The sequence below is a fragment of the Nocardia sp. NPDC006982 genome, from assembly GCF_042869435.1.
Classification (GTDB): domain Bacteria; phylum Actinomycetota; class Actinomycetes; order Mycobacteriales; family Mycobacteriaceae; genus Nocardia.
Window position 1 is genome coordinate 201,494 of the sequence record NZ_JBIAFV010000008.1, and the last position, 25,939, is coordinate 227,432.

Annotated in this window: 25 protein-coding genes; 15 read left to right on the top strand and 10 right to left on the bottom strand. The window is 66.6% G+C overall.

Features of this window, described 5'->3' with window-relative positions:
- The first annotated feature begins 238 nt into the window (after positions 1–238).
- On the top strand, positions 239–529 hold the full coding sequence (locus tag ACFYOW_RS30205; RefSeq protein WP_063036882.1) for a chorismate mutase: 291 nt from the start codon (positions 239–241) through the stop codon (positions 527–529).
- Positions 530–647: 118 nt separating this feature from the next.
- Here the strand turns inward: ACFYOW_RS30205 and ACFYOW_RS30210 are convergent, their stop codons facing one another.
- Positions 648–2,102, bottom strand: coding sequence for an NAD-dependent succinate-semialdehyde dehydrogenase (locus tag ACFYOW_RS30210; RefSeq protein WP_387293467.1), 1,455 nt, complete (start codon positions 2,100–2,102; stop codon positions 648–650).
- Positions 2,103–2,297: 195 nt separating this feature from the next.
- On the opposite strand from ACFYOW_RS30210, the gene pgi reads away from it, so the two are divergent.
- Positions 2,298–3,935, top strand: coding sequence for a glucose-6-phosphate isomerase (gene pgi, locus ACFYOW_RS30215; RefSeq protein WP_387293468.1), 1,638 nt, complete (start codon positions 2,298–2,300; stop codon positions 3,933–3,935).
- A gap of 3 nt (positions 3,936–3,938) precedes the next feature.
- Here pgi and ACFYOW_RS30220 read toward each other — a convergent pair whose 3' ends face one another.
- Positions 3,939–4,361: an SRPBCC family protein gene (locus ACFYOW_RS30220; RefSeq protein WP_387293469.1), complete on the bottom strand. Its 423-nt coding sequence runs from the start codon at positions 4,359–4,361 to the stop codon at positions 3,939–3,941.
- Between the two features lie 82 nt (positions 4,362–4,443).
- Positions 4,444–5,121 carry a nucleoside/nucleotide kinase family protein gene (locus ACFYOW_RS30225; RefSeq protein WP_387293470.1) on the bottom strand — a complete coding sequence of 226 codons (678 nt, stop codon included), beginning with the start codon at positions 5,119–5,121 and terminating at the stop codon, positions 4,444–4,446.
- 124 nt (positions 5,122–5,245) lie between these two features.
- Between ACFYOW_RS30225 and ACFYOW_RS30230 the strand changes: the two genes are divergently transcribed.
- The gene (locus ACFYOW_RS30230; protein WP_387293535.1) at positions 5,246–6,421 is read left to right on the top strand and encodes an RNA-guided endonuclease InsQ/TnpB family protein; all 1,176 of its coding nucleotides are present in this window, start codon (positions 5,246–5,248) and stop codon (positions 6,419–6,421) included.
- A gap of 111 nt (positions 6,422–6,532) precedes the next feature.
- On the opposite strand, the gene ACFYOW_RS30235 is transcribed toward ACFYOW_RS30230, so the two are convergent.
- Complete coding sequence (locus tag ACFYOW_RS30235; protein ID WP_387293471.1) at positions 6,533–7,210, bottom strand: class I SAM-dependent methyltransferase; 678 nt, start codon at positions 7,208–7,210, stop codon at positions 6,533–6,535.
- A gap of 74 nt (positions 7,211–7,284) precedes the next feature.
- On the opposite strand from ACFYOW_RS30235, the gene ACFYOW_RS30240 reads away from it, so the two are divergent.
- The gene (locus ACFYOW_RS30240) at positions 7,285–8,151 is read left to right on the top strand and encodes a helix-turn-helix transcriptional regulator (RefSeq protein ID WP_387293472.1); all 867 of its coding nucleotides are present in this window, start codon (positions 7,285–7,287) and stop codon (positions 8,149–8,151) included.
- A gap of 14 nt (positions 8,152–8,165) precedes the next feature.
- On the opposite strand, the gene ACFYOW_RS30245 is transcribed toward ACFYOW_RS30240, so the two are convergent.
- On the bottom strand, positions 8,166–9,785 hold the full coding sequence (locus tag ACFYOW_RS30245) for an acyl-CoA dehydrogenase family protein (RefSeq protein ID WP_387293473.1): 1,620 nt from the start codon (positions 9,783–9,785) through the stop codon (positions 8,166–8,168).
- Entirely contained in the window at positions 9,772–10,401 is a 630-nt protein-coding gene (locus ACFYOW_RS30250; RefSeq protein WP_387293474.1) for a TetR/AcrR family transcriptional regulator, read from the bottom strand. Before ACFYOW_RS30250 ends, ACFYOW_RS30245 begins: the two co-directional genes overlap by 14 nt.
- A 54-nt stretch (positions 10,402–10,455) precedes the next feature.
- Here ACFYOW_RS30250 and ACFYOW_RS30255 point away from each other — a divergent pair, with 54 nt between their 5' ends.
- Entirely contained in the window at positions 10,456–11,229 is a 774-nt protein-coding gene (locus ACFYOW_RS30255) for a crotonase/enoyl-CoA hydratase family protein (protein WP_387293475.1), read from the top strand.
- Positions 11,230–11,231: 2 nt separating this feature from the next.
- Positions 11,232–12,791 carry a hypothetical protein gene (locus tag ACFYOW_RS30260; RefSeq protein ID WP_387293476.1) on the top strand — a complete coding sequence of 520 codons (1,560 nt, stop codon included), beginning with the start codon at positions 11,232–11,234 and terminating at the stop codon, positions 12,789–12,791.
- On the opposite strand, the gene ACFYOW_RS30265 is transcribed toward ACFYOW_RS30260, so the two are convergent.
- A complete protein-coding gene (locus tag ACFYOW_RS30265; protein WP_387293477.1) occupies positions 12,778–14,004 on the bottom strand; it encodes an FAD-dependent monooxygenase in 1,227 nt (408 codons plus the stop codon). The two genes, ACFYOW_RS30260 and ACFYOW_RS30265, sit on opposite strands and share 14 nt — an antisense overlap.
- 77 nt (positions 14,005–14,081) lie before the next feature.
- Between ACFYOW_RS30265 and ACFYOW_RS30270 the strand changes: the two genes are divergently transcribed.
- The 3 genes from ACFYOW_RS30270 to ACFYOW_RS30280 all read left to right on the top strand — a co-directional run bounded on the left by ACFYOW_RS30270 (position 14,082) and on the right by ACFYOW_RS30280 (position 17,052).
- Positions 14,082–14,633 carry a TetR/AcrR family transcriptional regulator gene (locus ACFYOW_RS30270; protein ID WP_387293478.1) on the top strand — a complete coding sequence of 184 codons (552 nt, stop codon included), beginning with the start codon at positions 14,082–14,084 and terminating at the stop codon, positions 14,631–14,633.
- A gap of 276 nt (positions 14,634–14,909) precedes the next feature.
- On the top strand, positions 14,910–16,100 hold the full coding sequence (locus ACFYOW_RS30275) for an NAD(P)/FAD-dependent oxidoreductase (protein ID WP_387293479.1): 1,191 nt from the start codon (positions 14,910–14,912) through the stop codon (positions 16,098–16,100).
- Between the two features lie 10 nt (positions 16,101–16,110).
- The gene (locus ACFYOW_RS30280; protein ID WP_387293480.1) at positions 16,111–17,052 is read left to right on the top strand and encodes a sigma-70 family RNA polymerase sigma factor; all 942 of its coding nucleotides are present in this window, start codon (positions 16,111–16,113) and stop codon (positions 17,050–17,052) included.
- Between the two features lie 72 nt (positions 17,053–17,124).
- On the opposite strand, the gene ACFYOW_RS30285 is transcribed toward ACFYOW_RS30280, so the two are convergent.
- Positions 17,125–17,802 carry a pyridoxamine 5'-phosphate oxidase family protein gene (locus ACFYOW_RS30285; RefSeq protein ID WP_387293481.1) on the bottom strand — a complete coding sequence of 226 codons (678 nt, stop codon included), beginning with the start codon at positions 17,800–17,802 and terminating at the stop codon, positions 17,125–17,127.
- Between the two features lie 81 nt (positions 17,803–17,883).
- Here ACFYOW_RS30285 and ACFYOW_RS30290 point away from each other — a divergent pair, with 81 nt between their 5' ends.
- The 5 genes from ACFYOW_RS30290 (at position 17,884) to ACFYOW_RS30310 (ending at position 22,974) form a co-directional block, all read left to right on the top strand.
- Positions 17,884–19,281 (top strand): PLP-dependent aminotransferase family protein, encoded by a 1,398-nt coding sequence (locus ACFYOW_RS30290; protein WP_387293482.1) that lies wholly within the window; start codon positions 17,884–17,886, stop codon positions 19,279–19,281.
- A 167-nt stretch (positions 19,282–19,448) separates the two neighbouring features.
- A complete protein-coding gene (locus tag ACFYOW_RS30295; RefSeq protein ID WP_387293536.1) occupies positions 19,449–19,607 on the top strand; it encodes a DUF397 domain-containing protein in 159 nt (52 codons plus the stop codon).
- A 174-nt stretch (positions 19,608–19,781) separates the two neighbouring features.
- On the top strand, positions 19,782–20,027 hold the full coding sequence (locus ACFYOW_RS30300) for a DUF2630 family protein (RefSeq protein ID WP_387293483.1): 246 nt from the start codon (positions 19,782–19,784) through the stop codon (positions 20,025–20,027).
- Complete coding sequence (locus ACFYOW_RS30305; protein WP_387293484.1) at positions 20,024–21,454, top strand: dihydrolipoyl dehydrogenase family protein; 1,431 nt, start codon at positions 20,024–20,026, stop codon at positions 21,452–21,454. The genes ACFYOW_RS30300 and ACFYOW_RS30305 overlap by 4 nt, the downstream gene beginning before the upstream one ends.
- A 14-nt stretch (positions 21,455–21,468) precedes the next feature.
- Positions 21,469–22,974, top strand: coding sequence for a carboxylesterase/lipase family protein (locus ACFYOW_RS30310; protein WP_387293485.1), 1,506 nt, complete (start codon positions 21,469–21,471; stop codon positions 22,972–22,974).
- Between the two features lies 1 nt (position 22,975).
- Here ACFYOW_RS30310 and ACFYOW_RS30315 read toward each other — a convergent pair whose 3' ends face one another.
- Both ACFYOW_RS30315 and ACFYOW_RS30320 read right to left on the bottom strand, forming a co-directional pair.
- Positions 22,976–23,845, bottom strand: a complete 870-nt coding sequence (locus tag ACFYOW_RS30315; RefSeq protein WP_387293486.1) for an Fpg/Nei family DNA glycosylase — start codon at positions 23,843–23,845, stop codon at positions 22,976–22,978.
- Positions 23,846–23,997: 152 nt separating this feature from the next.
- A complete protein-coding gene (locus ACFYOW_RS30320; protein ID WP_387293487.1) occupies positions 23,998–24,861 on the bottom strand; it encodes an NAD(P)H-binding protein in 864 nt (287 codons plus the stop codon).
- Between the two features lie 120 nt (positions 24,862–24,981).
- Here ACFYOW_RS30320 and ACFYOW_RS30325 point away from each other — a divergent pair, with 120 nt between their 5' ends.
- Positions 24,982–25,926, top strand: a complete 945-nt coding sequence (locus ACFYOW_RS30325; RefSeq protein ID WP_387293488.1) for an Lrp/AsnC family transcriptional regulator — start codon at positions 24,982–24,984, stop codon at positions 25,924–25,926.
- Positions 25,927–25,939: the final 13 nt, after the last annotated feature.

Consider the following 25,939-nt stretch of genomic DNA (forward strand, 5'->3'; position numbering starts at 1 on the left):
TGAGGTGTTTTGCATTGCTTCGGCCCCGTGGCAGACTGGCCTACATGACCTGCGCGACCGCCGCGAAGTATCCGATTCGGCTGACCGCCGGATATCGTGACCGCGGGCTTTGTACCTGAACGCGCTGCCTGGGGGAGGATTGCAAGACCTACCAGGTTTGTTTTACACGGTGAAAGAACCGATCGGTAACGAGCTCGGCTCACCGGCCGATCCATGTTCTGACACGAGGAGATGAATGATGAGCACCCCCGCCACGACCGGGTCCGATTCGGCTCTGCCCCACACCGAGGCCGAGATCGACAAGCTCCGCAAGGAGATCGACCAGCTCGACGCGGAAATCCTGGCCGCCGTCAAGCGCCGCTCCGAGATCTCCCGGATCATCGGTCGCACGCGCATGGCCTCCGGCGGCCCCCGCCTCGTACACAGTCGTGAGATGAAGGTGCTCGAGCGCTTCAGCGAACTCGGCCAAGAGGGTCACACCCTCGCCATGCTGCTGCTGCGCCTCGGTCGCGGCCGACTCGGCCACTGACAGTTTCCGGCCGCCACCAGCGGACCGATCGGACCACGCGGCGTTCGCAAGATCGCCGCCTTCCACAAGGCCGCCCCGGGTGTATTTCACCCCGGGGCGGTCGTTTCATGTCTGCGGGTCAGGTCAGGGCGATGTACTTGGTGGACAAGTACTCCTCGATACCCTCGATACCGCCTTCGCGGCCGAAGCCGGAGGCCTTGACGCCACCGAAAGGTGCTGCGGGATCGGAAATTACGCCGCGGTTGATGCCGACCATGCCGGATTCGATGCCCTCGGCGATGCGCAGGGCGCGGTCGAGATCGCGGGTGTAAACGTAGCTCACCAGGCCGAATTCGGTGTTGTTGGCGGCGGCGAGGCCCTCCTCCTCGGTGTCGAAGCCGACGATGGGGGCGACGGGGCCGAAGACCTCCTCGCGCAAGATCCGAGCATTCGCGGGTACCTCGCTGAGGATGGTCGCGGGATAGAACCAGCCGGGGCCGCCGGGCGCCTTGCCACCGAGGCGGACCTGCGCGCCGACCGCCACCGCGTCATCGACGAGTTCGCTGACGGTATCGAGCTGCTCCTCGTTGATCAGCGGGCCGAGTGTGGTGTTCGGATCGGTGCCTGGTCCGAGGGTGACCGTATTCGACATCGCCTCGACGAGTTTGGTGGTGAACTCCTCGAGCACGCCGTTCTGCACGTGGAAGCGGTTGGCCGCGGTGCACGCCTCGCCGCCATTGCGCAGTTTGGCCAGCATCGCGCCCTGGACGGCGGCATCGATATCGGCATCGTCGAAGACCACGAACGGTGCGTTGCCGCCGAGTTCCATCGAGGTGCGCAGCAGTCCGTTCGCCGACTTCTCCACCAGCTTCTTGCCGACCTCGGTGGACCCGGTGAAGGTGAGTTTGCGCAAGCGTGGATCGTCGAGCAGCGGCTGGGTGACAGCGCCGGAACGGCTGGAGGTGATCACCGAGAGCACCCCGTCCGGCAGCCCCGCCTCACTGCACAGCTTGGCCAGCGCCAACATCGTCAGCGGTGTGGCCGACGCGGGCTTGACGATCATCGTGCAGCCCGCGGCCAGTGCGGGTCCGATCTTGCGGGTGCCCATGGCGAGCGGGAAGTTCCACGGCGTGATGGCCAGACACGGCCCGACCGGCTGTTTGTGCACCATGATCCGCCCGGTGCCAGAGGGCGCGTGCAAGTAGCGCCCGTGCACCCGCACAGCTTCCTCGCTGAACCAGCGGAAGAATTCGGCGCCGTAGCGCACCTCGTTGCGGCTTTCCGGCAGCGCCTTGCCCATCTCCAGCGTCATCAGCAGCGCGAATTCCTCGGCGCGCACGGTCAGCTGGTCGAAAACCCGGCGCAGGATCTCGCCGCGCTCCCGCGACGGTGTCGCGGCCCATTCGGCCTGCACCGCGACGGCCGCGTCGAGCGCGCGCACGGCATCTTCCGGCGTGGCGTCGGCGACTTCGGCCAGCACCTGCCCGTCGGCCGGATTGTGCACCGGGAAGGTGCCGCCCCCGGTGGCGTCGACGGGACCGCCGATCCACAGCTGCGTCGGCACGGATTGGAGTACTTCGCGTTCGGACACCATGTACCCCAGCCTAAGCCGCGCGCTCGCGCATCACCCTCGACTCATCGATCCGAAATTCGCCGACCTATTCGAGCGGGCTGCACCCCCGTCCGAGCGACACGCGAATGATCGCCACGGGTAGCCGTCAGGACAACATCGGCGAAAGTATGCGGTCCCTGCCTGCGCGCCCGATCGAGTGCTTGTAACCTCGCGGACGTGAGCAGCGACATCACCGCATCGGCGGCCTGGCGGAAACTGCACGAGCACCATGCCGCCGTCGCCGGACGACACCTGCGTGAATTCTTCGCCGAGGATCCCGACCGCGGCCGCGAGCTGATCGTCCAGGTCGGGGACCTGCACATCGACTACAGCAAGCACCGCGTCACCCGGGAAACCCTGCATCTGCTGGTCGAATTGGCGGATGAGGCCGGGCTGGCCGAACGGCGCGACGCGATGTACCGCGGCGACCACATCAACACCTCGGAGGACCGTGCGGTCGAACATGTCGCGCTGCGCCTGCCCGAGGGCGAATCGGTCATCGTGGACGGCGTGGATGCGGGCGCCGAGGTGCACGAGGTGCTGCGGCGGATGGGCGAATTCACCGACGCGGTGCGCTCCGGTGCGTGGCGCGGCGCGACCGGCGAGCGCATCAAGACCGTGGTGAATATCGGCATCGGCGGTTCGGATCTCGGCCCGGATATGGTGCACCGCGCGCTGCGGCACTATGCCGATGCCGGGATCGGCGCCCGATTCGTCTCGAATGTCGACCCGGCCGATCTGCTCGCGAAGCTCGACGGACTCGATCCGGCCGGCACGCTGTTCATCGTTGCCTCCAAGACGTTTTCGACGCTGGAGACGTTGACCAATGCCACCGCCGCCCGGCGCTGGCTGGTCGCCGCGCTCGGCGAGGACGCCGTCGCCAAGCATTTCGTGGCCGTCTCGACGAATGCCGAGCGGGTCGCCGAATTCGGCATCGACACCGCGAATATGTTCGGCTTCTGGGATTGGGTCGGCGGTCGCTATTCGGTGGATTCGGCGATCGGGCTTTCGGTGATGGCGACAATCGGCAAGGAGCGCTTCGCCGAATTCTTGGCCGGAATGCACGCCGTCGACCGGCATTTCGCAACCGAGCCGCTGGACCGCAACGCTCCGGTACTGCTCGGCCTGCTCGGCATCTGGTACTCGAACTTCTTCGGCGCGGAATCGCGTGCGGTGCTGCCCTATTCGAACGATCTGTCGCGCTTTCCGGCCTATCTGCAGCAGCTGACCATGGAGTCCAACGGCAAATCGGTCCGCGCCGACGGCACCCCGGTGACCACCTCGACCGGCGAAATCTTCTGGGGCGAACCGGGAACCAACGGCCAGCACGCCTTCTACCAGTTGCTGCACCAGGGCACCCGGCTGATTCCGGCCGATTTCATCGGATTCGCCCAGCCCACCGCTGATCTGCCCACTATCGACGGCACCGGCAGCATGCACGACATCCTGATGAGCAACCTGTTCGCGCAGACCAAGGTGCTCGCCTTCGGCAAGACTGCCGAGGAGATCGCGGCCGAGGGCACCGATCCGAAGGTAGTGCCGCACAAGGTGATGCCGGGCAATCGGCCGAGCACGACAATCCTCGCGCCGCAACTCACCCCCTCGGTGGTCGGCCAGTTGATCGCGCTCTACGAGCATCAGGTATTCGTCGAGGGCACCATCTGGGGCATCGACAGCTTCGACCAGTGGGGCGTGGAACTCGGCAAGCAGCAGGCGCTCGCGCTGGCCCCCTTGCTGACGTCTCCGGAAGAGCCACAGTCGCAAGGGGACTCGTCCACCGACGCCCTGATCGGCTGGTATCGCGACAACCGCTGAGTCTCAGCCCAGCGCTTGCGCCGTCTTGATCAGGGCGGCGACGACCTCCGGGAAGTCGGCGGTGATCTCCGGACCGATTTCGGGGCCGACGGTATCGGCGGCGTCGCCGATGATCTCGGTCCGGTAGACGACGCGGGTCCACCCCTCGCCCACCGGCTCCAGGCGGTGCTCGGTGACGACGGTGAAATCGCCGCCGTCCATTTCATCGGTGAACAGTTCGCCGGGTTCGATCTCCACCAGGCGCATGCGCACGATGTCGCCGCCGGGGAGCGTCATGGTGAACGAGGTGCCGACCTCGAACGGGCCGTCGATTTCGATCTCGTCGAGCCCCTCGTTCCATTCGGGCCAGGACTCCACATCCGACCAGCACCGCCACAGCGCCTCCGGTGCGACCGCAGTCTCCGCGCTGTATTCGTACTCCCACATCCCGCTTGCTCCCGGCTGCCTCGACACGATTTGTCGAGCGAGATCATGTCACCTCCAGCGTGATTCGGCGACGCGGCGCACATCACCCCTCGGTGTAGTAGCGACCGCCGCGCTGACGCAGGACGAGGTCGGCTCCGTGCCTGGTATCTGCGATCAGATCGGCATTGGGTAGATCACTGTCGTATACCTTGATTTTCGCGGCGTCAGGGGTGCGGCCGCCGCGAATGTGGCGGCGCAGCAGGCGTTGTTCGAGCACCTCGCGGGCCACGTCCAGGTACCAGACCTCGTCGAGGAATTCGCGGACGCCTGACCAGGCGCCCTCGGACAGCAGCAGGTAGTTGCCCTCGGTGATGGCGATCTCCTGCCGATCGAAGACGACACCGGCCGGGGTCGGTTCCTCGACGGCCCGGTCGAAGGTCGGCCACGGCACCGGCTCGCCGAGTGGGGTATCGCGTAGGCGGCGCAGGGTTTCCACGAAGGCGGTCACGTCGAAGGTGTGCGGTTCGCCCTTGCGCTCCAGATTCGCCGTCGCGCGCAGTACGGCGTTGGGCAGGTGGAAACCGTCCATCGGCGCGATCTCGGCGATTCGAGCACCGGATCGGTTGTTCAGATCATCACGAATGGCCTTGGAGAGCGTGGATTTACCCGCACCCGGCGGACCGGTGATGCCGAGCACGTACCGTCGGGCGCACCCCGCCGCCCGGATCCGAAGGTGCTCGACCAGCGAGCGCAACGGCATTTCGACGGAAGTCCGTGTCATCGAAATCACAGTACTCAGCCTGCGTGCCCGCGCCGCTAATTTGCGAGTGTGGCTGGGCAAGTCGGCCTATCGTGGCTGTGTGCAGTTGCGGTACAACTTCCGGCTATACCCGACACCTGCACAGGTGGTCGCTCTGGCTCGGACGTTCGGGTGTGCCAGGGTGGTGTTCAACGATGCTCTACGTGCGCGGCAGGATGCGCGCGCCGCTGGTCGTGCGTACCCTACCGACGCCGCGCTGTCGAAAGCGCTGACCGAGTCGAAGAAGACCGCGCAGCGGGCTTGGCTGGCCGAGGTGTCGTCGGTGGTGCTGCAGCAGGCGTTGGCGGATCTGAATACTGCTTATCGCAACTTCTTTCAGTCGGTCACCGGCAAGCGTGGGGGCGCAAAAGTTGGCCCACCTCGCTACCGGTCCCGCAAGGACAACCGGCAGGCGATCCGGTTCACACGCAATGCGTGTTTCATGGTCACCTCCAGCGGGAAGCTGCGGCTACCGAAGATCGGGGATGTGGCGGTGCGCTGGTCGCGGACATTGCCATCGGATCCGTCGTCGGTCACTGTGATCAAGGATGCGGCGGGACGCTATTTCGCGTCGTTCGTGGTGCAGGTCGACGACGAACCGTTGCCCACGGTGGGCACCGAAGTCGGTATCGACCTGGGGCTTTCCACGTTTGCGGTCCTGTCGGACGGCACGGTGATCGAGTCACCGAGGTTTTTCCGGCGTGCTGAGCGACGACTCCGAAAGGCGCAGCAAGCACTCTCGCGAAAACAGAAGGGCAGCAACAACCGGGCGAAGGCCCGCGTGAAGTTCGCCGCGGCGCACGCCAAAGTCGCCGCCACGCGTAGGGACTGGGCGCACAAGCATTCCACGACGATTATCCGCGAAAACCAAGCGGTGTACGTGGAAGACCTGTGCGTCACAGGGCTCGCGCGGACCAAACTGGCGAAATCCGTTCACGATGCGGGGTGGGGCTTATTCGTTCGCCTGCTGCGGGAGAAGGCCGCCCGCTGTGGGCGGCACTTCGGCAAGGTGAACAGGTTCTTCCCGTCGTCGCGGCTGTGCTCGGTCTGTGGCGTGGTGAGCGGGCCGAAGCCCTTGAATATTCGTGAATGGACGTGTGTGTGCGGTGCGGTGCACGACCGTGACCTCAATGCCGCCATCAATATCCTCGCCGCCGGACGGGCGGAGAGGCAAAACGCCTGTGGAGGCCAGGTAAGACCGGAACCCGTTCCGGCGCAGGCCGATGAAACAGGAACCCACCAAGAGAACCCTCGGGTTCTGGCAGGAATCTCCGACCTTTAGGCCGGGGAGGACGTCAATGTTTCATTTTCCGGATCTCGCGGATGGTCGGCTCACAGAGGTCATCGAGCATTGCGATACGGCGCTGGTCGAGCGGGTGCTCCAGCGCCTCGGCTAGTTCGGGCGGGTGCCCCGATAGAAGGTGACGCGACCCAGACGACGGTGACGTTGGGAGGCGACCACGGTGCAGTCGAAGCCCACGGTGCGCAGGAGTTGGGGGATGCCGTCGCCGAGGTTGTCGTGGGCATGGTGGTTGTGCAGCAGCAGCCGGGCCATCAGGCCGTCGTCCGGAGTCACCTCGCCGCCGATATCGAGGATGTGCAGGCTGCCGCCAGGACGCAGAACGCGCAGCGCTTCGGCCAGTGCGGCGGTTTTGATGTCGGTTTCGAGGTGGTGCAGCATCATCGATGACAGGATGCGGTCGAATTCTTTATCCGGATAGGGCAGTTCCTGGGCGTAGGCGCGTTCGAAGCGGATTCCGTTCAGGCCGTTCGCTTTTCGCTCGGCGCGGGCGAGTGCGAGCGGGTCGGGATCGGAGCCGATAACCTCTGCCGCAGGTTGGGTTCGTTTGGCCCGCAACGTGAGATTACCTGTGCCACAGCCGATTTCCAGTACGCGCTGACCAGGTTCGAGTTCGGCCTGCGCGACGAGGGTTTCGTGGAGTTTGTACATGCCGAGCAGGCGGGTGAGCAGATCGTAGGTGGGCAGCAGTGCGTCGCGACCCGCTGCGGGCAGGTAGTCGTGCTGGTTGCCCATGGCTTTGAGTACCGAATGTGGATGATCTTTGGTCATGATTCTCATGGTGCTCGCAGATCCAGCTCGATAATTGGGTGATTATCGGCCGAATTTGGACTATTTTCGGTGTCATGACCGAGGCTACCCGGGTGGTGCGGCACCGCCGCGGTGTTCCGGTGTACGACTATCGCAGTGATCAGGTCACGCCGCCGGTGTCGCTGCTGCGCTTCGATCGTCATGCCGAACTCGGGCACCGCCCGCATATTCACAACTTTCCGGTATTGCTCTACGTCCGGTCCGCCGGTGTGGTGTACGTCGTCGCGGCAGGTCAGGTGATCGAGGCGGCGCCACCGCATGAGTTCGAAGGCGCGGTCGGGGTGTTCTTCGATCCCGCGATGCTCGGCGATGCCGGACGCGCGCCATGGCCCGCGTGGCGAGCGCATCCGTTGCTGTTTCCATTCCTGCACGAGCATTCGGGTGGGGTGCTGGAGTTGACTGTCCCCGTGGAACGAAGACCGTTGTGGGACAATGCGATTGCCGCCATTGATGCCGAGCTGGCACAGCGGCAGGAGGGATATCGGCAGGCCGCGTCGGCACATCTGACACTACTGCTCATCGACCTCGCGCGGTTGGCCGCCGATGTGGTGGGCGATCTGCGGCGCAGCGGCGAACCACTGCTCGCCGAGGTGTTCGACGTGATCGACCAGCGACACACCGCACCGCTGTCGCTACGCGATGTGGCGGATGCGGTCGGCATGACGCCGGGACATCTGACCACCGTGGTGCGCCGCCGCACCGGGCGCACGGTGCAGGCGTGGATCACCGAGCGTCGGATGACCGAGGCGCGCCGTTTGCTGGCCGAGACGAATCTGCCGGTCGGTGAGATCGCCCGGCGGGTCGGGATCCCGGACGCGGGCTACTTCACCCGCTTGTTCCGGCGCAACAACGATCTGTCACCTCGGCAATGGCGCACCCAGCCTGGTTCGCTCGCGCGCTGACGCGAGCGGCCGGGTCAGGTGAGGGCGCGCGCGATGATGTCGGTGGTGTTCACGCCGGTGGGGAGGGTGCCGAAGGCGATGCCCCAGTCGTCGCCGAGGCGGGTGGCGCAGAAGGCGTCGGCGACCGCGGGGTGGCCGTGCCGGACGAGTTGCGCGCCCTGCAGGACCAGGGCCATGAGTTCGACGACGCGGCGGGCGCGGTATTCGATTTCGTCGAGGTCGGAAAGTTCCTTGCCGAGGCGGGCGATGGCATCGTCGAGTCGAGGGTCGGCACCAGAGGCCAGCGAGACTTCGTTGAAGAAGGCCTCCACCGTTTCGGGCTGACGGCCCATGGCGCGCAAGGCATCCAGCGCCGCCACATTGCCGGAGCCTTCCCAGATGGACATGAGCGGGGCCTCACGGTAGAGGCGCGGCATACCGGATTCCTCGGCATAACCATTGCCGCCGAAGCATTCCAGGGCCTCGGCCGCATGCGCGGGAGCACGCTTGCAGACCCAATACTTGGTGACCGCCAACGCGATTCGGCGCAGCGCGGCCTCGGCGGGGTCGGTGCTCGCGCGGTCGGTCGCACCGGCCAGGCGCATCATCACCGTGGTGGCGGCATCGGATTCGATCACCAGGTCGGCGAGCACATTGCGCATCGCGGGTTGGTCGATCAGCTTGGCCCCGAACGCTTCTCGGTGCCGCGCGTGATGCGCGGCGTAGACGGCGCCGACACGCATGCCGGTGGCGGAGCCGATGACGCAGTCCAGGCGGGTCATATTGACCATTTCGATGATGGTCTTGACGCCGGCCCCTTCTGCGCCGACCAGCCAGCCGGTGGCATTCTCGTATTCGATCTCCGAGGACGCATTCGACTTGTTGCCGAGCTTGTCCTTGAGGCGTTGGATTCGGATGGGGTTGCGGGTGTCGTCCGGAAGGACGCGCGGCAGCAGGAAGCAGGACAGACCGCCGGGCGCCTGAGCCAGGGTGAGGAACATGTCCGACATGGGCGCCGAGGTGAACCACTTGTGGCCGACGATGCGGTAGCTGCCATCGGGTTGCGGTGTGGCGGTGGTGGTGTTGGCGCGGACGTCGGAGCCGCCCTGCTTCTCGGTCATCGACATGCCCGCGATGAGACCGGCCTTGGTCGACGGTTGACGCAGGCCGAAATCGTAAGTGCGGGAACCGAGTAGCGGTTCGTACCTGGCCGCGAGTTCCGGATTGTGGCGCAATGCGGGCACGACGGCGTAGGTCATCGAGATCGGACACATATGCCCGGCGTCGGCGACACCCCAGGTGTAGAACTTGGCCGCGCGGGCGGCATGGGTGCCGGGCCGGTCGTCGAGCCAGGGCGAGCCGTGGAGTCCGTGCGCGACAGCGACTTTCATCAGCTCGTGCCAGTACGGATGGAATTCGACCTCATCGATGCGGTTGCCGTAGCGGTCGTGCGTATGCAGGACGGGCGGGTATTCGTTGGCGAGGCGGCCCCACTCCTGAGCATCGAATCCGCCTGCGAGCCTGCCGAGTTCGCGCACTTCCGATTCGGCCCAGCCTGCGCCCTCGCGGTGCAGTCCCTCGAGCAGGGCCGGGTTCTGCGCGACATCGAAGGGCACGATGTCGGGAACCTGGTTGAAGACTTCATGCGTCGGCATCGGACACTCCTGAGTCGGATTCTTCGCGCACACCGAGTGCGCGTAACGCGAAACTGATGAGTTCGGGCACAACGGATTCGCTGTGCGGGGCATCGGCCAGCGGGCCGACCAGGACCTCGCCGATCGCGCCGACGAGCGCGGCCGCGCTGGTCTTGGCATCCTGCGCGGGCAATTCCCCGCGCGAAACACCCTTCGCGACAGCGGATTCGAACGCTTCGGCAAAGGCGCGTCGGAAGCGCAGACGCTCGGCATCGACCACGGTATCGACGGGTTCGACGAGCAGGACGTAGGCGAGTTTCGGATTCTTCAGCGCACGGCCGGCGAAGGTTTCCACTGCCGCGGTCACCCGCTCGACGGCCGTTCCCGAGCCGCTTGCGGTAACCACTGCGGCCACTTCGTGCGCGACCACCTTCCGGAATACCGCGCTCACCAAGTCGGCCTTGCCACTGAAGTTCTTGTAGACCGTTCCGGTGGCCACGCCCGCCTCGGCGGCAACGGCCGCCATGGACAGTCCGGCATAGCCCGCGCGGGACAGCACCTTGGTCGCTGCCTGCACGATCAGGCCCGCCTGGGCATCGAGGCGGGCCTGCACAGCAGGGGTTCTGCGGTAGGCCATACAAGAAGTGAACCACAAATTCATTTCTTCACACAAGGGTACTTCTGACGGCGTATGGTCGTCATCGTGACTGTGCGAATCGAACGCAACGGGCCCGTGACCACCGTGATCCTGCACCGCCCCCAGGCACGCAATGCCGTCGACGGTCCGACCGCCGCGGCCCTGGTCGACGCATTCCGCGAATTCGATGCCGATCCGGATGCGGCGGTCGCCGTGCTGTGGGGCGACGGCGGCACCTTCTGCGCGGGCGCGGACCTGAAGGCGCTCGGCACCGAGCGCTCCAATCGGGTCACCGAGGACGGTGACGGTCCGATGGGTCCGACCCGGATGCGGCTGTCCAAACCGGTGGTCGCCGCGATTTCCGGATACGCGGTCGCGGGCGGACTGGAGTTGGCGCTGTGGTGCGATATGCGAGTTGCCGAGCAGGACAGCACCTTCGGCGTGTTCTGTCGCCGCTGGGGTGTGCCGCTGATCGATGGCGGCACGATTCGGTTGCCGCGCATCATCGGCACCGGGCGCGCGATGGATATGGTGCTCACCGGTCGTGCCGTCGCCGCCACGGAGGCATTGCAGATCGGGCTGATCAATCGGGTGGTGCCGAATGGCGAATCCCGCACTGCCGCCGAACAACTCGCCGCCGAACTGGCCGCACTGCCGCAGACCTGCCTGCGCTCGGACCGCATGTCGCTGCTGGAGCAGGACGGTATGGACGAAGAGGCCGCACTGCTCAACGAGTACCGACACGGCCTGAAGGCGCTGGCCGACGGAGCCTTGGACGGCGCACAACGGTTCGCCGCCGGTGCGGGCCGTCACGGTGCGCGCTCCTGACAATGGCTGCCGCCCAACGGTTGAGCGTCGTCGACGAGATCTTCCTGCGCACGCATCGCGGGCTCGGCACCCCGATCGCCCTCCAGGGTTTGTGGCGCACGGCCGATCGCGTCGATCCCGAGTTACTGCGGCGGGTGCACGCGGCACTGCGGGTCGGGCACCTGGGGCGCAGAGTGATTCGGCCTTCGGTTCCGGGTGCGCGTCGCAGTTGGCGGGCGAACACTCGGGCGTATCGGCTCGAGTTCACCGACGGCACCATCGCTAGCCGGGACCTGCTCGAGTGGGCCGATGAGCAGGGCGCGAACCTCGATCCGGAATACGGTCCGGGTTGGCGATTGTCGACCGCCGCCCTGGATGACGGCGGATCGATTGTGTCGCTGACCTGTTCGCATGCGCTTGCCGACGGGAGAGCGCTGGTGCTCGCGATCGATGATGCGCTGGGTGGCCCGAGCCTGACCACGTCGTCGGTGCAGACCATGCGTTCCCTGGATACCGTGTCAGGTATGGCGTCCGCGCCGGCGACGATGCGTGCGATCAGCACGCTATCAACGAAATCTACTGCGCCAGAGGAAAAGTCGGATACCTCTCGGCCCGCCGACGAGTTGGCTTATCCGAAGCGGCTGGGCCGATCTGATGCGGGCGGCTCAATGACGAGGCCGAGACCTGCGTCGACATCCACTACATGGGAACCAGACCGGTCCGACGCGCGCGTGAATGCCTCGCTGGGCCGGGAAACCCGAGCTGCGGCATCGGATTGGTCCGATGCTTGGCGGCAATGGTCGATCGTTGTGCGCGGCACGTTTCGCGCGCTTCGTCGCGGAATCCCCGAACGTCCCGCCCAGGCGGCATCTGCTCGCGAACACGGGTTGTCGACCCGTCAACGCGGGTCGATCGCTGGACGCCCAGGGGCTGAGAGCGCGCCGACCCTCAGCGTCGTACTGCAGTGCCCCGCTGCTGACTGGGAGTCGGCGGCTGCGACGCAAGGCGGTACGGCCAACAGCCTGTTCATCGGCCTGATCGCGAAGATGTTGTGGGCCAGTGGATTTTCCGGTGAGACGATCGATGCCAGCCTTCCGGTCGACACCCGCGACGAGCCGCGCGTCGACAATGACCTCGCGATGACCGAGATCACCATCGGGCGCACCGATACTCCGGCCACGATTCGTGAGAAGGCCCGAATCGCCTACGAGCGGCGCATGTCCAGCCCCGGCGGGATGCCGGAGGAACTGCTGCAGGTGATTCCGGATCGCTGGGCCTACGCCTTGTCCAGGGGTGCCGGTGAACGAGACATCCTGTGCTCCAACATCGGAACGCTCCCCGACTCCCTGCGCACCCTCGGCCCACATCGCTGCACCGGCGTCGCCGCCCGCGCCATCCATCCCGGCCTAACCGCGGACCAACTCCCCCGCACCCGCCTATCCGGCTATCTCTGCCGCATCGCCGACACCTACACCCTCGCCGTCGTCAGCCTCGACCCCGCCCACATCGACACCCTCGAAACCCTCCGCACCCTGGCCCACGAAACCGCCACCGCCCTCGGCCTCCCGATCACCCTCTGGTGACCGCGGCGGCAGGCGAGGGTGGGTAGTCCTCGACGGTCATGGAGTTGTAGAGGCGCGCGCTCTTGGTGGTGAGACGGATGAAAGCGCGGCTGGGTCCCGCGGGCAGGGCGGAAATCAGGCGGCTGCCCTTGACCAGTCCCGAAACACCGAGGCGCGATGTGGGGATCAGGGTTTTCGCCGCGCTCAGTGCGACCGCGCGACTGCCGCGTACGCGCTCGGCCATCGCGCGCTCGTAGGCGGGGAAGGCGCGCTCGTGGTCGCCGCCCGCGCGTGCCAACTCTCCGGCGAGGACGTACGCGCCGACGACGGCCAGGGTGGTGCTGCCGCCGACGGCCGGGCCGGGGCAGTAGCCCGCGTCGCCGACGAGTGTCACCCGCCCCCGCGACCAGGTGTCCATATGCAATTGGGTGATCGAGTCGAAGTAGAACGCCGGGGTGCGGTCGAGTTCGCCGAGCCAGCGGTCCACCTCGGCGTGCATGCCGCCGAACGCATTGCGCAGCAAGTCCTTCTGCCGGGGCACGTCACGGTGGTGGTAGTCGAGCTCGCGCTCGCTCCGGAACAGGAACAAAGCCCGTGCTTCGCCGAGGTGCCGCGCGCCGTACATGCCTGCAGTACGGCCGACGCCGACGTGGATGCGGAGCTCGCCGTCGAGACCGAACCCGTTGGGCAGGGTCAGCACCCCTAGGTACGCCCCGATGAAGTCGCTGAAGTGGGACTCGTCACCGAAGACGAGGCGGCGCACGTTGGAATGCAGACCGTCCGCGCCGACGACGAGGTCGAAGCGGCGCGGCGCGGCGTTCTCGAACCGCACCTCGCCGTCGGGCGAGATCGCGGTGATCGAGTCGCCGAAGATGTGCTCAACCTCGTCGCGCGCGGCGTCGTAGTAGATCTCGCTCAGGTCGTCGCGCATGATCTCGACGTGCCGGTCGGAGGTGGCGCCGAAGATCTTGGAGAGGTCCACCTGGACGGGACGTCGTTTGCCCTCCGGGTAGAGGGTCATCCGCTTGGTGCCGGTGGCTCGCTCCTCGACGCGTGAGAGCACGCCCATCTTCTCCGAGATATCCATCGCGGGCCGGAACAGGTCGACCGCGTGGCCGCCGGTCTTGCGCAGAGCCGGTGCGCGCTCGACAACGGTGACGGAGAAGCCGTGCCTGGTGAGCCAGTACGCCAGCACCGGCCCGGCGACGCTGGCGCCGGAGATGAGTATCCGCATGAGCATGTATCCTTACTTAACGATAAGTAAGCGTAGCACTCTTACTTACCTATCGTTAAGTAAGATAGGCTCGCGGCATGCCTCGCCCCTCCGACACCAAGCAGCGGATCCAAGAGGTCGCCCGCGAGCTCTTCGCACAGCAGGGTGTGCATCGGACCGGCCTGCAGGAGATCGCCGACCGGCTCGGCATCACCAAACCGGCGCTCTACTACCACTTCTCCTCACGCGAGGAACTGGTCCGCAGCATCGTGCAGCCGATCATCGACGAGGAAGAGGCGTTCCTGGAGGGGCAGGAGGCGCTGCGCGAGGTCGAGCCCCGCGCCCTGCTGGAGGGCTACTTCGACTTCCACTACCGCCACCGCAAAGACATCGTGCTCATGCTCGCCGAGCTGACCACGCTCGCCGACCTGGGCCTGATCGACCTGGTGCTGGCCTGGCGTGGGCGACTGGTGAAGCTGCTGTGCGGCCCCGGACCCACACTGGAGCAGGCCACCCGGGCCGTGATCGCCTTCGGCGGCCTCCAGGACTGCACGATCCAATTCGCCGACGTACCGAAGGACAAACTCCGCCGCGCGGCCGTGGACGGCGCCTGCGCCACCCTGGGCATCGACCCGCGCCCCGAAGCCTGACAAAGCCCCCGGCGGATGTCACCCGCACAAACCCGACGCATATCCAGTGACTACCTCGCAAAGGTGTGGCTTGTGCGAGGTAGTCACTGGGTATGCGAGACCACGCATGTCCTGACTGGTTTCGTCGATGCGGTCGAGATCCTGCTCGGGCCGACGTGGTTCGGAATGCAGTTCCGCCGAGCGACTCACGAGGGTGACCCACGTCACTGGAGAGTGCTGTCAGGAATTCGGGGGCTGTCTCGTTCAGGAAGCACGCGAACCAGACAGGAGCGAATCATGAAGCACCGCATCGTCGTCCTCGGGGCCGGATACGCCGGAGCCTTCTCCGCCGGATATCTGGCACGCCAACTCCACTGCGACGACTTCGAGATCACCGTCGTCAACGCCGAACCCGATTTCGTCGAGCGGCTGCGCCTGCATCAGCTCGCCGCAGGACAGGATCTGCGCCACCGGCCGCTGGCGGAGGTGTTCGCGGGCACCGGTATCCGGTTACGACTCGCGCGGGTGACCAACGTCGACGCCGAGCACCGGACGGTCACAGTCGCCGACGGCGAGGGCATCGACCGGCTCGAATACGACACCCTGCTCTACGCGCTCGGCAGCACTGCCGCCGACCACGGCGTTCCGGGCGTCGAAAAGCACGCCTTCCACGTGGCCGCGCGACCGTCCGCGCTGCGCCTGCGCGCACGCCTGGACGAGCTGGGCGAGGACGGGGAGGTGCTGGTAGTCGGGGGCAATCTGACCGCGATCGAGGCCGCCACCGAGCTCGCCGAATCCCGTCCAGGACTTCGGGTCAGCCTCGCCACCAGCGGCGAACTGGGTGGCTGGCTGGGCACGAAGGCGCGCCGTCACCTGCTGCGTACCTTCGACCGGTTCGGTATCACGGTCCATGAGCACACCACCATCGAGCGCGTCGAGGAGGCGGCGGCGGTGGCCGACGACGGCACCGTTTTCGCCGCCGACGCGACCGTGTGGGCCGCCGGTTTCGCGGTCCACCCGATTGCCGCCGCCAGCGGCCTCGAGGTGGTAGCCAACGGCCAGATCACGGTCGACCGTCAGATGCGGTCGGTCTCGCACCCGGATGTCTACGTTGCCGGTGACAGCGCCTTCGTCATCGGCGAGAACGGTCGGCCGTTGCCGATGTCGTGCGCTTCCGCGGGATTCACCAGCATGCAGGCGACGGCCGCGATCATCGGAGACCTGACCGGGCGCAAGATCTCGACGACCGCGCTGTCGTATGTCGGCAACCACATCAGCCTCGGCCGCAAGGACGCGATCTTCCAGCTGGTCGACCGCGACGCGCGATCGAAGTCGTGGGCCCTGTGTGGCCGCACGGCCGCGCGCGTCAAGAAGGCAATCCTGGACACTTCCGCTTGGAGCCTGAGCCACCCGACCTTCGGAATGCCGAGTCACAGGTACCGCTTGGCCACCACCGGAGCGCACTCGCGCGACGTGGTCGCCGCATAGAGTCGCGCTCATGGACACTGCCACCGTGGCGCGTTTCGAGGCCAGCCGGAATCGACTGGCCTCGCTCGCCTACCGTCTGCTCGGCTCGGCCGCCGACGCCGAGGACACGGTGCAGGACGCGTTCCTGCGGTGGCAGGCCGCCGACCGGGGGTACGTCGAGGTGCCCGAGGCTTGGCTGACCAAGATCGTCACCAACCTGGCGCTCGACCGGCTCCGCTCGGCAAAGGTGCGACGCGAACGCGCGGTCGGCGCCTGGATGCCAGAACCGCTTCTCGACGGCGATCCGATGCTCGGCCCGGCCGACACCGTCGAGCAGCGCGAATCGGTGACCCTGGCGGTGCTGACCCTCATGGAGCGGCTGTCGCCGGTCGAACGGGCCGCTTACGTGCTGCGCGAGGCCTTTGCGTACAGCCACGCCGAGATAGCCGAGATTCTCGGCATCACCGAGTCCGGGAGTCAGCAACACATCCACCGAGCGCGGCGTCGAATTGCCGCCGCCGGCAACGGCAATGACATCGACCGTGCCTCCGCGCGTCGAATCGTCGAGGCGTTCGTCGATGCCGCCTCCTCGGGCCGAACCGAACGGCTGGTGGCGCTGCTGACCGACGATGCGACCGGCATCTCCGACGGCGCCGGCCTAGGACTGGCCGAGAAGCTGATCCGGTACTCGACCCCGGAGCGGATCGCGAGCGCGGTGCGGGCCGGCTTCAAACCGTCTCCGGCCAAGCGGAGACTCGCCGGTGGCTCGCCCTCGATCCATGCCGTCGTGGTCAACGGCTGCCCGGCCATGCTCGCCACCCTCGACGACCAGGTCCTTGGCGTCGTGATCCTGGAGATCCGTGACGACAAGATCGCAGGCGTGCGCGGCATCGCCTCCCCGGATCGACTCGGTCGCCTCACTGAGGAATGGCAGCGGCGCGAGCATGACATCCCGCTGATCGAATCGTGGTAACCGGCTGTCCGACAATCGATCTCACGTTCGTCGGCAATTCCGGTCCGCGCCGACTTCACTGAGCCGGTTGGGTCAACGGGCGGGGACGATATCGGTTCGATCGAGTACGTCCTGTGGGACCTCGACGCCCGGCTCCAGATCGTCCGAGGAGATCGGAGCGTCCCAAACCTGACGCATGGGCAGGACACCCGCCCAGACGCCGCCGGTTTCGATATCGGCGGCATCGTCCTTGGGGCCGTCGGTTCGGACCTTCACCGACGCCTCGGTCAGGTCGAGCGAGAGGACCATGGTGGCGGCCATTTCCTTTTTGTTCGGCTGCCGCACGCGATCCCACGCACCCGGGGCGGAGTGTTCGACGATGACCCGCAGCGCGTGCATGCGCTCGTCGGGATCGGTGAGTTCGACGGCGCGGCCGCGCACTACGGCCGAGCGGAAGTTGGCCGAGAAGTGCATGGCCGAGCGGGCGTAGACGATACCGTCGACCAGGGTGACGGCAATGGAGATATCGCCGGTCAGTGCTGCCCGCAGGTTTCCGGCTCCGGTCGAGCCGTGCAGGTACAGCGTGTCGCCGTCGCGGCCGTAGACGGTCGGGAGCACGACCGGACTGGCGCCGAGCAGCACGCCGAGGTGGCAGACCAGGCCCGCGTCGAGGACCGCGTCCAGTTCGGCACGGTCGGTCCGGCCACGCTCCTTGGAACGTGTCAGGGTGGTACGTGGGGTAGGCGAAAGCGGCGGCCGAGAGTTCGTCATGCCTCTAGCGTGGAGCCGGAAGTGGCATTCTGAAATAGCCAATTCATGGAAATTTGAACAGTCCAATTCGGGAGGTGCGCGATGTTGGAGGAACTTCCGCTCGTCCTCGACCGCGAGGCTGAGCAGCCATTATCGGTTCAAGTCGCGGAGGGCCTGCGCGCCGCGGCGAGCAACGGACTCCTGCGCGCGGACGATCGACTTCCCTCGTCGCGAGCGCTGGCCCAGCGCCTCGGCGTGAGCCGCACGGTGGTCGCCGCGGCCTACGACCAACTGCACGCCGAAGGCTGGATCGCGGGCCGCCGCGGCTCGGGCACCTACCTGACCACCGCCCCCGCCGAACCACCCGCACGACCGAGCACACACAGCACCGCCGAGCACGCGCCGGACCTGCTCGACCTCGGCCCCGGCGCGCCCTGCATCGAGGCCCTCGACCAGGCGGCCTGGCGACGCGCCTGGCGCGCGGCCGCCGAGGACTCCCCCATCATCCGAAAGAATCGCGGCGGCGAACCGGAATACCGCGCGGCCATCGCCGAACACCTGCTGCGTCACCGCGGCCTCGGTGCGGGCAGCAAGTCCGTGTTGCTCGCTACGGCCGGAACCAGTTCGGCCGTAGGCGAACTCGCGGCCGCCCTACTGCGGCCCGGCGACGCCATTGCCATGGAAGATCCGGGCTATCAGCGTGCCGCGGGCGCATTCGTCGCGGCCGGCGTCCGGGTACTACCGGTGCCGATCGATACCGACGGCCTGCGAGTCGACCGACTGCCCCACGCCATCAAGGCCGTGTATTGCACTCCCGCACATCAATTTCCACTCGGCACGCGCATGCAAGCGGCGCGACGCGTACAACTCGTCGAATTCGCCAGGCGCGCTGGACTACTCATCATCGAGGATGACTACGACGGCGAATTACGTTACGACACCGCCCCTTTGCCGCTGCTGGCCGCAATGGCTCCGGACGTCGTCGTCCATCTCGGCACCACGAGCAAGATCCTCTCGCCGACCTTGGGTATCGGCTGGCTCGTCGCTGCCCCGGATATCACCGAAGCCGTTGTCGCGCACCGCGAACGAACCGGTACCGGCCCGAGTCCCGCGGGGCAGCGAGTACTCGCCGCATTCGCTGAGCACGGCGATCTCGCCAGACACCTGCGCCGACTGCGCCGCGCCGTACCCCCACGCCGAACCCTGGTCGTGGACGAGCTTCGCCGCCGCGGACTCGAAGTACTCGGCGACGATGCCGGTTCACACGTGGTGGTGCCACTGAATTCGGCCGAAGCCGAACGCCGTGCCGTGGCCGTGGGCCGAACACACGGTGTGGCACTGGACGGACTGTCCCGCCATCACCTTGTGGCACAACAACATCCACTCGCCGTAGCCGTTGGCCCGCACACCTTCGGCATCGCCCTCGGCTACACGGCACTGAGCTGGACCGAGCTGCGCACCGCGATCCCGATTGCCGCAGAATGCCTTACACATCCATAGCGCCCTCCCCCAAAGTTAGACAAATTGCTGCGCCACCCACTCCGGCTGCTTGCCGAGCGTAGTGATATGGCGGTCGAATGCGGCGTGGGCGACCACCATTCGACTGCGTTCAACGGAGCTCCGGCCCGTCGGTGCGTAAGAACAGCTTGGGCGCGGTTGCTTTTCCCATAGTCGTCGGGCCATCCGTCTTCGTCGATCGCGAGCAGCTTTTCGTCGGCGGGGTCCGCGACTCCAAGAACCCAGCTGGCCCCGCACTCGTCTTCACCCCCGGCGAATGGGACGCCTTCACCGCTGGCGTGTCCAACGGCGGATTCGACCGCGCGTAGTCCCCGCGAGAACTCTCGACCGCGCGTAGTCCCGCGAGAAAGCATCAGGCCCGATCCGCACAGCTCGGATCGGGCCTTTTCGTGCCAGCGGAACCAGCCGCTACGGCGCCGATCAGCCCCAGGCCGATTCCCGAAGGACCGTGACCGCGCCGACGCGGTCGTAGCATGGTCCCCATGACGGAACAGGACATCCTGGCGCGTATCAAAAATCTGGTCGATCGCGAGCATGATTTGCGGTCCAGGGCGACGGCGGGTGCGGTGGATCCGGTAACCGAGCGGCAGCAGCTCGCCGCACTCGAAGTAATGCTCGATCAGGCCTGGGATCTGCTGCGGCAGCGCCGGGCGCGCATCGACGCCGGGGCCACGCCCGACGAGGCACAGGAGAACCCGGCCCGTCAGGTCGAGGGTTATCTCCAGTGACCTCCGATTCCACCGCCGAATACGACGTCATCGTGATCGGTGGTGGGCCTGCGGGCGAGAACGCCGCCGCCTACGCCATCGCGGACAGCGAGCGCACCGCCGTGATCGTGGAACGGGAACTGGTCGGCGGTGAATGTTCGTATTGGGCATGTATGCCGAGTAAGGCGCTGCTGCGACCGGCCCATGTGCTGTCCGGCGCCAAGGCGATGGCCGGAATCACCGCGAGCGGGCTCGATGTCGATGCGGTCTTGAAGCGGCGCGACGCCTTCACGCACAAGCACGACGACAGCTCGCAGGTCGACTGGGCCAACGACAATCGCATCGAGGTGGTCCGTGGGACGGGACGGCTCGCGGGCGAGCGACTGGTCGAGGTCGGCGGGCGACAGCTGCGCGCCCGGCACGCGGTGGTGCTGGCCACCGGGACCAAGGCCGCGGTTCCCGATGTGCCCGGATTGCGCGATGCGCTGCCGTGGATTTCCCGGGATGCGACCAATCTGCACGAGGTTCCGCGCCGGGTGGTGATCATCGGCGGCGGTGTGGTCGCATGTGAGGCGGCTACCTGGCTTGCCGCGCTCGGCGCGAGTGAGATCACCATGCTGGTCCGCGGCAATGCGTTGCTGGGCAATGCCGAACCTTTCGCGGGGGAACGCGTTGCCGCTGCGCTGTCCGATGCCGGTGTTCGGGTTCTGTTCGGCACCCAACCCACACGGGTGGTGCGCGCCGATCCGAAGGACTCCGGCGAGGGCTGGATTCACGGCGGTGTGGTGACCGTCGAGACCGACGAAGGCGAGATCGAGGCCGACGAGATCTTGGTCGCCGCCGGGCGCGGACCGGCGACGGCGGAACTCGGACTGGGCTCGGTCGGGCTGGCGGACGGCTATGTCGAGGTGGACGACCGGTTGACGGTGCGCGGCATCGACGGCGACTGGCTGTATGCGGTCGGCGATGTGAATCACCGTGCGGCGCTTACTCATATGGGGAAGTACCACGCCAGGGTGTGTGGTGATGTCATTGCAGCGCGGGCCGAGGGGCGCGCGCTGACGGATGCGCGCTACACGGCGACGGCCGACCACGGGCAGGTGCCGCAGGTGGTATTCACCGCACCGGAAGTCGCGTCTGTCGGGCAAACCGAGGCGGCGGCGCGTCAAGCGGGCTATGCGGTGGAAACCGTAGAGATCGATATCGCGGTCGCCGGATCGGCGCTGGCACGCGACGACTACGCGGGGCGAGCGAAGATCGTCATCGATACCGCGACCGACACGCTGCTCGGGGCCACTTTCGTGGGACCGGAGGTCAGCGAGCTGATCCACGCGGCGACCGTTGCCGTGGTCGGCAAGGTGCCACTCGCGACGCTATGGCACGCAGTGCCAGCCTATCCGACGGTGAGCGAGCTCTGGTTGCGTCTGTTGGAGGCCCGCCGCTCGTAGTTACCATCGGAAAGATGTCCGATATCACGACCGCCGACGGAGTTGTCCGCGGTTACCGCGGCCGCCGCGTCCTGCGCTGGCGCTCCCTGCCCTATGCCGCCCCACCGGTCGGCGACCTGCGATTTCGCGCACCGCAGCCGGTGGCCCCGTGGACCGGTGTCCGCGAGGCCACCACATTCGGGTTCGCCGCGATGCAGCATCGGACCGGTGCCAGGATCGGGCCGCGCCGGTATCAACCGACCAGTGAAGACGCCCTGACACTCAATGTCGTCGCGCCGATCGAACCATCGTCGACACCCCGGCCGGTAATGGTGTTCATTCACGGCGGCGGATATCTGATCGGCACCTCGGCGCTCGGTCTGTATTCCGGTGCGCGACTGGTGGTCGGCGGCGATGTGATCGTGGTGTCGCTGAACTACCGGCTCGGTGCGTTCGGCTACGTCGATTTCGGTGAATTCAGCACGCCCGAGCGACCTTTCGACAGCAACCTCGGACTGCGCGATCAGGTCGCGGCGCTGGAGTGGGTGCAGCGTAATATCGCAGCGTTCGGCGGGGATCCCGGCAATGTCACCATTTTCGGCGAATCCGCCGGTGCCCATGCGGTGCTCTCCCTACTGGCCACACCTGCGGCGAAGGGGCTGTTCCATCGCGGCATCGCACAGAGCCCGCCCGCCGATTGGGGTATGAGCACCGAAGATGGTCGCGCTTTCGCTCGCCGATGTATAGACGCGCTCGGCGCGACACCCGATACCGCGGCAAAGGCACTGATCACCGCCGGTGCCAACGACATTCGGCACGCGGTCGACAAGACCAGTAATAAGGTGCTGCGGGAGCGGCCCGGATTGTTCCCGATCGCGCCTGTCGTGGACGGCGACTACCTGCCACAGTCCCCGATCGATGCGATTACCAGCGGTGCCGCACACAAGGTTCCGCTCATCATCGGTACCAATCGCGATGAGGGCACATTGTTCGCGAAGTTCGCCGACGAACTGCCGACCACTCCGGGACGCCTGCATGCCCTGCTCACCCGTGACGGTGGTGCGGAACTCGAATCCCGCGTCATCGCAGCCTATCCGGGCTATCCGGATGCGAAGGTCGCCGTTCGCGCCGGTGGGGATTATGTGTTCTGGCGGCCGTCTGTCACCGTGGCGGCGGGGCACAGTCGCTACGCACCGACGTACTCCTACCGTTACGACTTCGCACCGCGCGCACTGCGTCTCGCTGGGGTCGGCGCGACCCATGCCACAGAGCTGATTCCTGTCTTCGGTGCCGCCGATTCACCGGTCGGCCGGGCCTTCACGGCTGCGGGCGGGCGGCGGGGGATGCAGTCGGTCACTCGGCAGTTCCAGGACAATTGGCTCGCATTCGCGCGGACCGGGCGGCCACTCCCCTCCTGGCCCGCCTATACCGAGGACCGGCGCACAACGCTGATCATCGATGAGATCACCCGGCTGGAGAATGATCCGGACGAGGCCAAACGTATTGCCTGGCAAGGCATCCGGGTGCCTACGTTGATCTGAACTACTTCAGTAGGCGCGACATGCGGCGGTCCGCGAGTACCTTTCCACCGGTCTGGCAGGTCGGGCAGTACTGGAAGGAGCGCTCGGCGTAGGAAACCTCGCGGACGGTGTCGCCGCAGACCGGGCAGGGCAGGCCGGTGCGGGCGTGTACCCGCATGCCGGAACGCTTTTCGCCCTTGAGGCGGGCGGCGTCCTGGCCGACCGAGCGCTGCACGGCGTCGGCGAGCACCGAGCGCATGGCCTCGTAGAGCACCGAAATGGTCTCCGCCGACATGGTTTTGGTGTTGGCGAAGGGCGAGATCTTGGCGGTGTGCAGGATCTCGTCGGAGTACGCATTGCCGATTCCGGCGAGCAGCGCCTGGTCGACGATCGCGGTCTTGATGCGTTGCGATGCGCCGTGCAGGATTTCGCCGAATTGCTCCTCGGTCACCTCGAGTGCGTCCGGGCCGAGGCGCGAGATGCCGGGTACGAGTTTCGGATCGTCGACGATGTACACCGCGAGCCGCTTCTTGGTGCCCGCCTCGGTCAGGTCGAATGCGGGCGTCATGCCCTCCGGGGTGAAGAAGTGCACCCGCAGTGCGAGCGGGCTCTTGCCGCCCGGTTTGGGTGGTGTCTGGCTCGGCTCATCGATCCACCGCAACCACCCGCCGCGCGACAGATGGGTGATCAACCAGAGCCCGTCGCACTCCATCCCGAGAAATTTCCCCCACCGGCCCGCCCCGGTCACATCGCGCCCGGACAGCGCCGTAACCGGCGGATCGAACGTCTTGACCGCACTCAAGGCCGCCACATCGACACGCCCCACCACAGCGCCGACCGCGTGCTCCCGCAGGAACTGCGCCAACGCCTCCACTTCCGGTAGCTCAGGCACGACCCTCAGGCTACCCGGACCCACCGACATCGGCGCAGTTCACGCACGCGGGCGGATCAAGATCAGGTGGCCATGGTGGCGGGGGCTTCTCGGGCGATGCCGCCACGAATTGCACCTGATCTTGATCGCGGGGCGCTCGACGCCGGGCGGCGCTAGGCAGCGGCCGCGGGAGCGAAGTGGGTGTGGTGGTTCTCGGCCCAGGTGCGGAAAGTGCGGGGTGGGGTTCCGGTGATGTGCTCGACGGTGGGGTGTACTACCGAGGTGAAGGCCTCCAAGGCGGTGGCGCGCAAGGCCATGATCGCGTCGGCCATTTCGTCGGGGACGCCGTGGTCGATGATCGACTGGCGGGCGGCGGCAGGTTCCACTTCGACGTAGCGCAGCGGGCGGCCCAGTACGTCGGCGAGGATTTCGGTCTGCTCGCCGGGGGACAGCGGCTGCGGGCCGCTCAGGGTGTAGATCTCCCCCTCGTGGCCGTCGGTGGTGAGTGCCGCAGCGGCGACGGCGGCGATGTCGTGCGGGTCGACTACAGCAATGCGCCCCTGTCCGAACGGTGCGTAGACCGCTCCGTGATCGCGAATCGAACCGGCCCAGTGCAGCGCATTGGCCATGAATCCCAAGGGGCGCACCATCGTCCACGGGACTCCGCTGTCGCGGACCGCCTGCTCTCCGGCGCGGTGCCAGGTGGGAATCGGATCGGTCGCGGTGTCGTCACCGGTGCGGCCGGATGACAACTTGACGATGTGCCGGACGCCCGCATGAGCCGCCGCCTGCGCGAGATTCGCATCGTGCGTGGTGATTTCGGGGCCGCTGGACAACAAGAACACCCGATCGACACCGCGCAACGCATCGGTGAGGCTGTCGGGATCGCCCAGGTCCGCGCGTACCACCTCGATGCCGTCGGGCAGGCCGGCGAGTTCGGGCCGCCGGGTCACCGCCCGCATCGGAACATCCTGCGCCAGCAACTGGCCGACCAACTCACGGCCTACCGTTCCGGTCGCTCCGGTCACCAGAATCATCGACTTCTCCTTCGTCTGCCGGGCCGAGCAGCCCGAGGCAAAGTCCACCTTGGGCAGAAGCGCCGAAATACACCATCAACCGACGAAGATCAGCGGATACTTTCCATATCAAGTCCAAATATGAAAGATATTTCCATGCTCGATGACGTAGACCGCGGCCTGATCCACGCCCTGCACATCGATGGCCGCGCATCGTTCAGCAAGATCGCGGCGGTCCTGGACGTCTCCACCCAGACCGTCACCCGCCGCTACCAACGCTTACGCGCCACCGCCGGGCTGCGCGTGGTCGGCCTCGCAGATCCGAGCCACGCCGCACATACCCAGTGGCTGGTGCGCCTCACCACCACGACGGCCGGCGGCCAGAACCTCGCGAACTCGCTGGCTCGCCGCCCCGACACGTCATGGGTCAAACTCATCTCCGGCGGCACGGAAATCCTTCTGGTAGTGAATATTCCGCGCGGCGACGCTTCCCGCTCGATACTGCTGCGGGACCTCCCCCGTGCCGCGGGCATCACCGCCGTCTCCGCGCACTACGTTCTGCACACCTATCTCGGCGGACCGACCGCATGGCGCGGCCACATCACCGCACTGAGCGAACAACAACGAAAACAACTGGAGCCGAACCGATCCGGGTCCACACCCCGGCGTGGCCTCGCAGACACCGATGCCGCGCTACTGAACGCCCTGCAACAAGACGGCCGAGCTACCTTGTCCCAACTCGCCACGGCGACCGGCTGGTCCCAGGCCACCGTCACGCGACGGCTCACGGAACTACAAGCGGCACAGGCGATCTTCTTCGATGTCGAACTCGACGACACGCGCTTCGGCGCCACCACCCAAGCGCTGCTGTGGATGTCGGTGGCACCATCCCAGCTCGACCGCGTCGCGACCGCGCTCGCCGAGCACGAAGAACTGGCTTTGTCGCCGCCACCACCGGCGCGACAAACCTTGTCGCCCAAGCCATGTGCTCGGACCCCGAGGCTTTACACCACTACCTCACCCTGCGCCTCGGCGCATTCGAGGCCATTCACACCTTGGAGACCACACCCGTCCTCGCCACCGTGAAGGCCGTCTCGCA

Coding starts and splice junctions, on each gene's coding strand:
- ACFYOW_RS30240 (WP_387293472.1), top strand. CDS start 7,285: ATGACCGAGGCTACCCGGGTGGTGCGGCACCGCCGCGGTGTTCCGGTG.
- ACFYOW_RS30285 (WP_387293481.1), bottom strand. CDS start 17,802: ATGACGAACTCTCGGCCGCCGCTTTCGCCTACCCCACGTACCACCCTG.
- ACFYOW_RS30235 (WP_387293471.1), bottom strand. CDS start 7,210: ATGACCAAAGATCATCCACATTCGGTACTCAAAGCCATGGGCAACCAG.
- ACFYOW_RS30255 (WP_387293475.1), top strand. CDS start 10,456: ATGGTCGTCATCGTGACTGTGCGAATCGAACGCAACGGGCCCGTGACC.
- ACFYOW_RS30205 (WP_063036882.1), top strand. CDS start 239: ATGAGCACCCCCGCCACGACCGGGTCCGATTCGGCTCTGCCCCACACC.
- ACFYOW_RS30290 (WP_387293482.1), top strand. CDS start 17,884: ATGTTGGAGGAACTTCCGCTCGTCCTCGACCGCGAGGCTGAGCAGCCA.
- ACFYOW_RS30325 (WP_387293488.1), top strand. CDS start 24,982: ATGAAAGATATTTCCATGCTCGATGACGTAGACCGCGGCCTGATCCAC.
- ACFYOW_RS30265 (WP_387293477.1), bottom strand. CDS start 14,004: ATGCGGATACTCATCTCCGGCGCCAGCGTCGCCGGGCCGGTGCTGGCG.
- ACFYOW_RS30270 (WP_387293478.1), top strand. CDS start 14,082: ATGCCTCGCCCCTCCGACACCAAGCAGCGGATCCAAGAGGTCGCCCGC.
- ACFYOW_RS30250 (WP_387293474.1), bottom strand. CDS start 10,401: ATGGCCTACCGCAGAACCCCTGCTGTGCAGGCCCGCCTCGATGCCCAG.
- ACFYOW_RS30280 (WP_387293480.1), top strand. CDS start 16,111: ATGGACACTGCCACCGTGGCGCGTTTCGAGGCCAGCCGGAATCGACTG.
- ACFYOW_RS30320 (WP_387293487.1), bottom strand. CDS start 24,861: ATGATTCTGGTGACCGGAGCGACCGGAACGGTAGGCCGTGAGTTGGTC.
- ACFYOW_RS30245 (WP_387293473.1), bottom strand. CDS start 9,785: ATGCCGACGCATGAAGTCTTCAACCAGGTTCCCGACATCGTGCCCTTC.
- ACFYOW_RS30220 (WP_387293469.1), bottom strand. CDS start 4,361: ATGTGGGAGTACGAATACAGCGCGGAGACTGCGGTCGCACCGGAGGCG.
- ACFYOW_RS30300 (WP_387293483.1), top strand. CDS start 19,782: ATGACGGAACAGGACATCCTGGCGCGTATCAAAAATCTGGTCGATCGC.
- ACFYOW_RS30310 (WP_387293485.1), top strand. CDS start 21,469: ATGTCCGATATCACGACCGCCGACGGAGTTGTCCGCGGTTACCGCGGC.
- ACFYOW_RS30275 (WP_387293479.1), top strand. CDS start 14,910: ATGAAGCACCGCATCGTCGTCCTCGGGGCCGGATACGCCGGAGCCTTC.
- ACFYOW_RS30210 (WP_387293467.1), bottom strand. CDS start 2,102: ATGGTGTCCGAACGCGAAGTACTCCAATCCGTGCCGACGCAGCTGTGG.
- ACFYOW_RS30260 (WP_387293476.1), top strand. CDS start 11,232: ATGGCTGCCGCCCAACGGTTGAGCGTCGTCGACGAGATCTTCCTGCGC.
- ACFYOW_RS30225 (WP_387293470.1), bottom strand. CDS start 5,121: ATGACACGGACTTCCGTCGAAATGCCGTTGCGCTCGCTGGTCGAGCAC.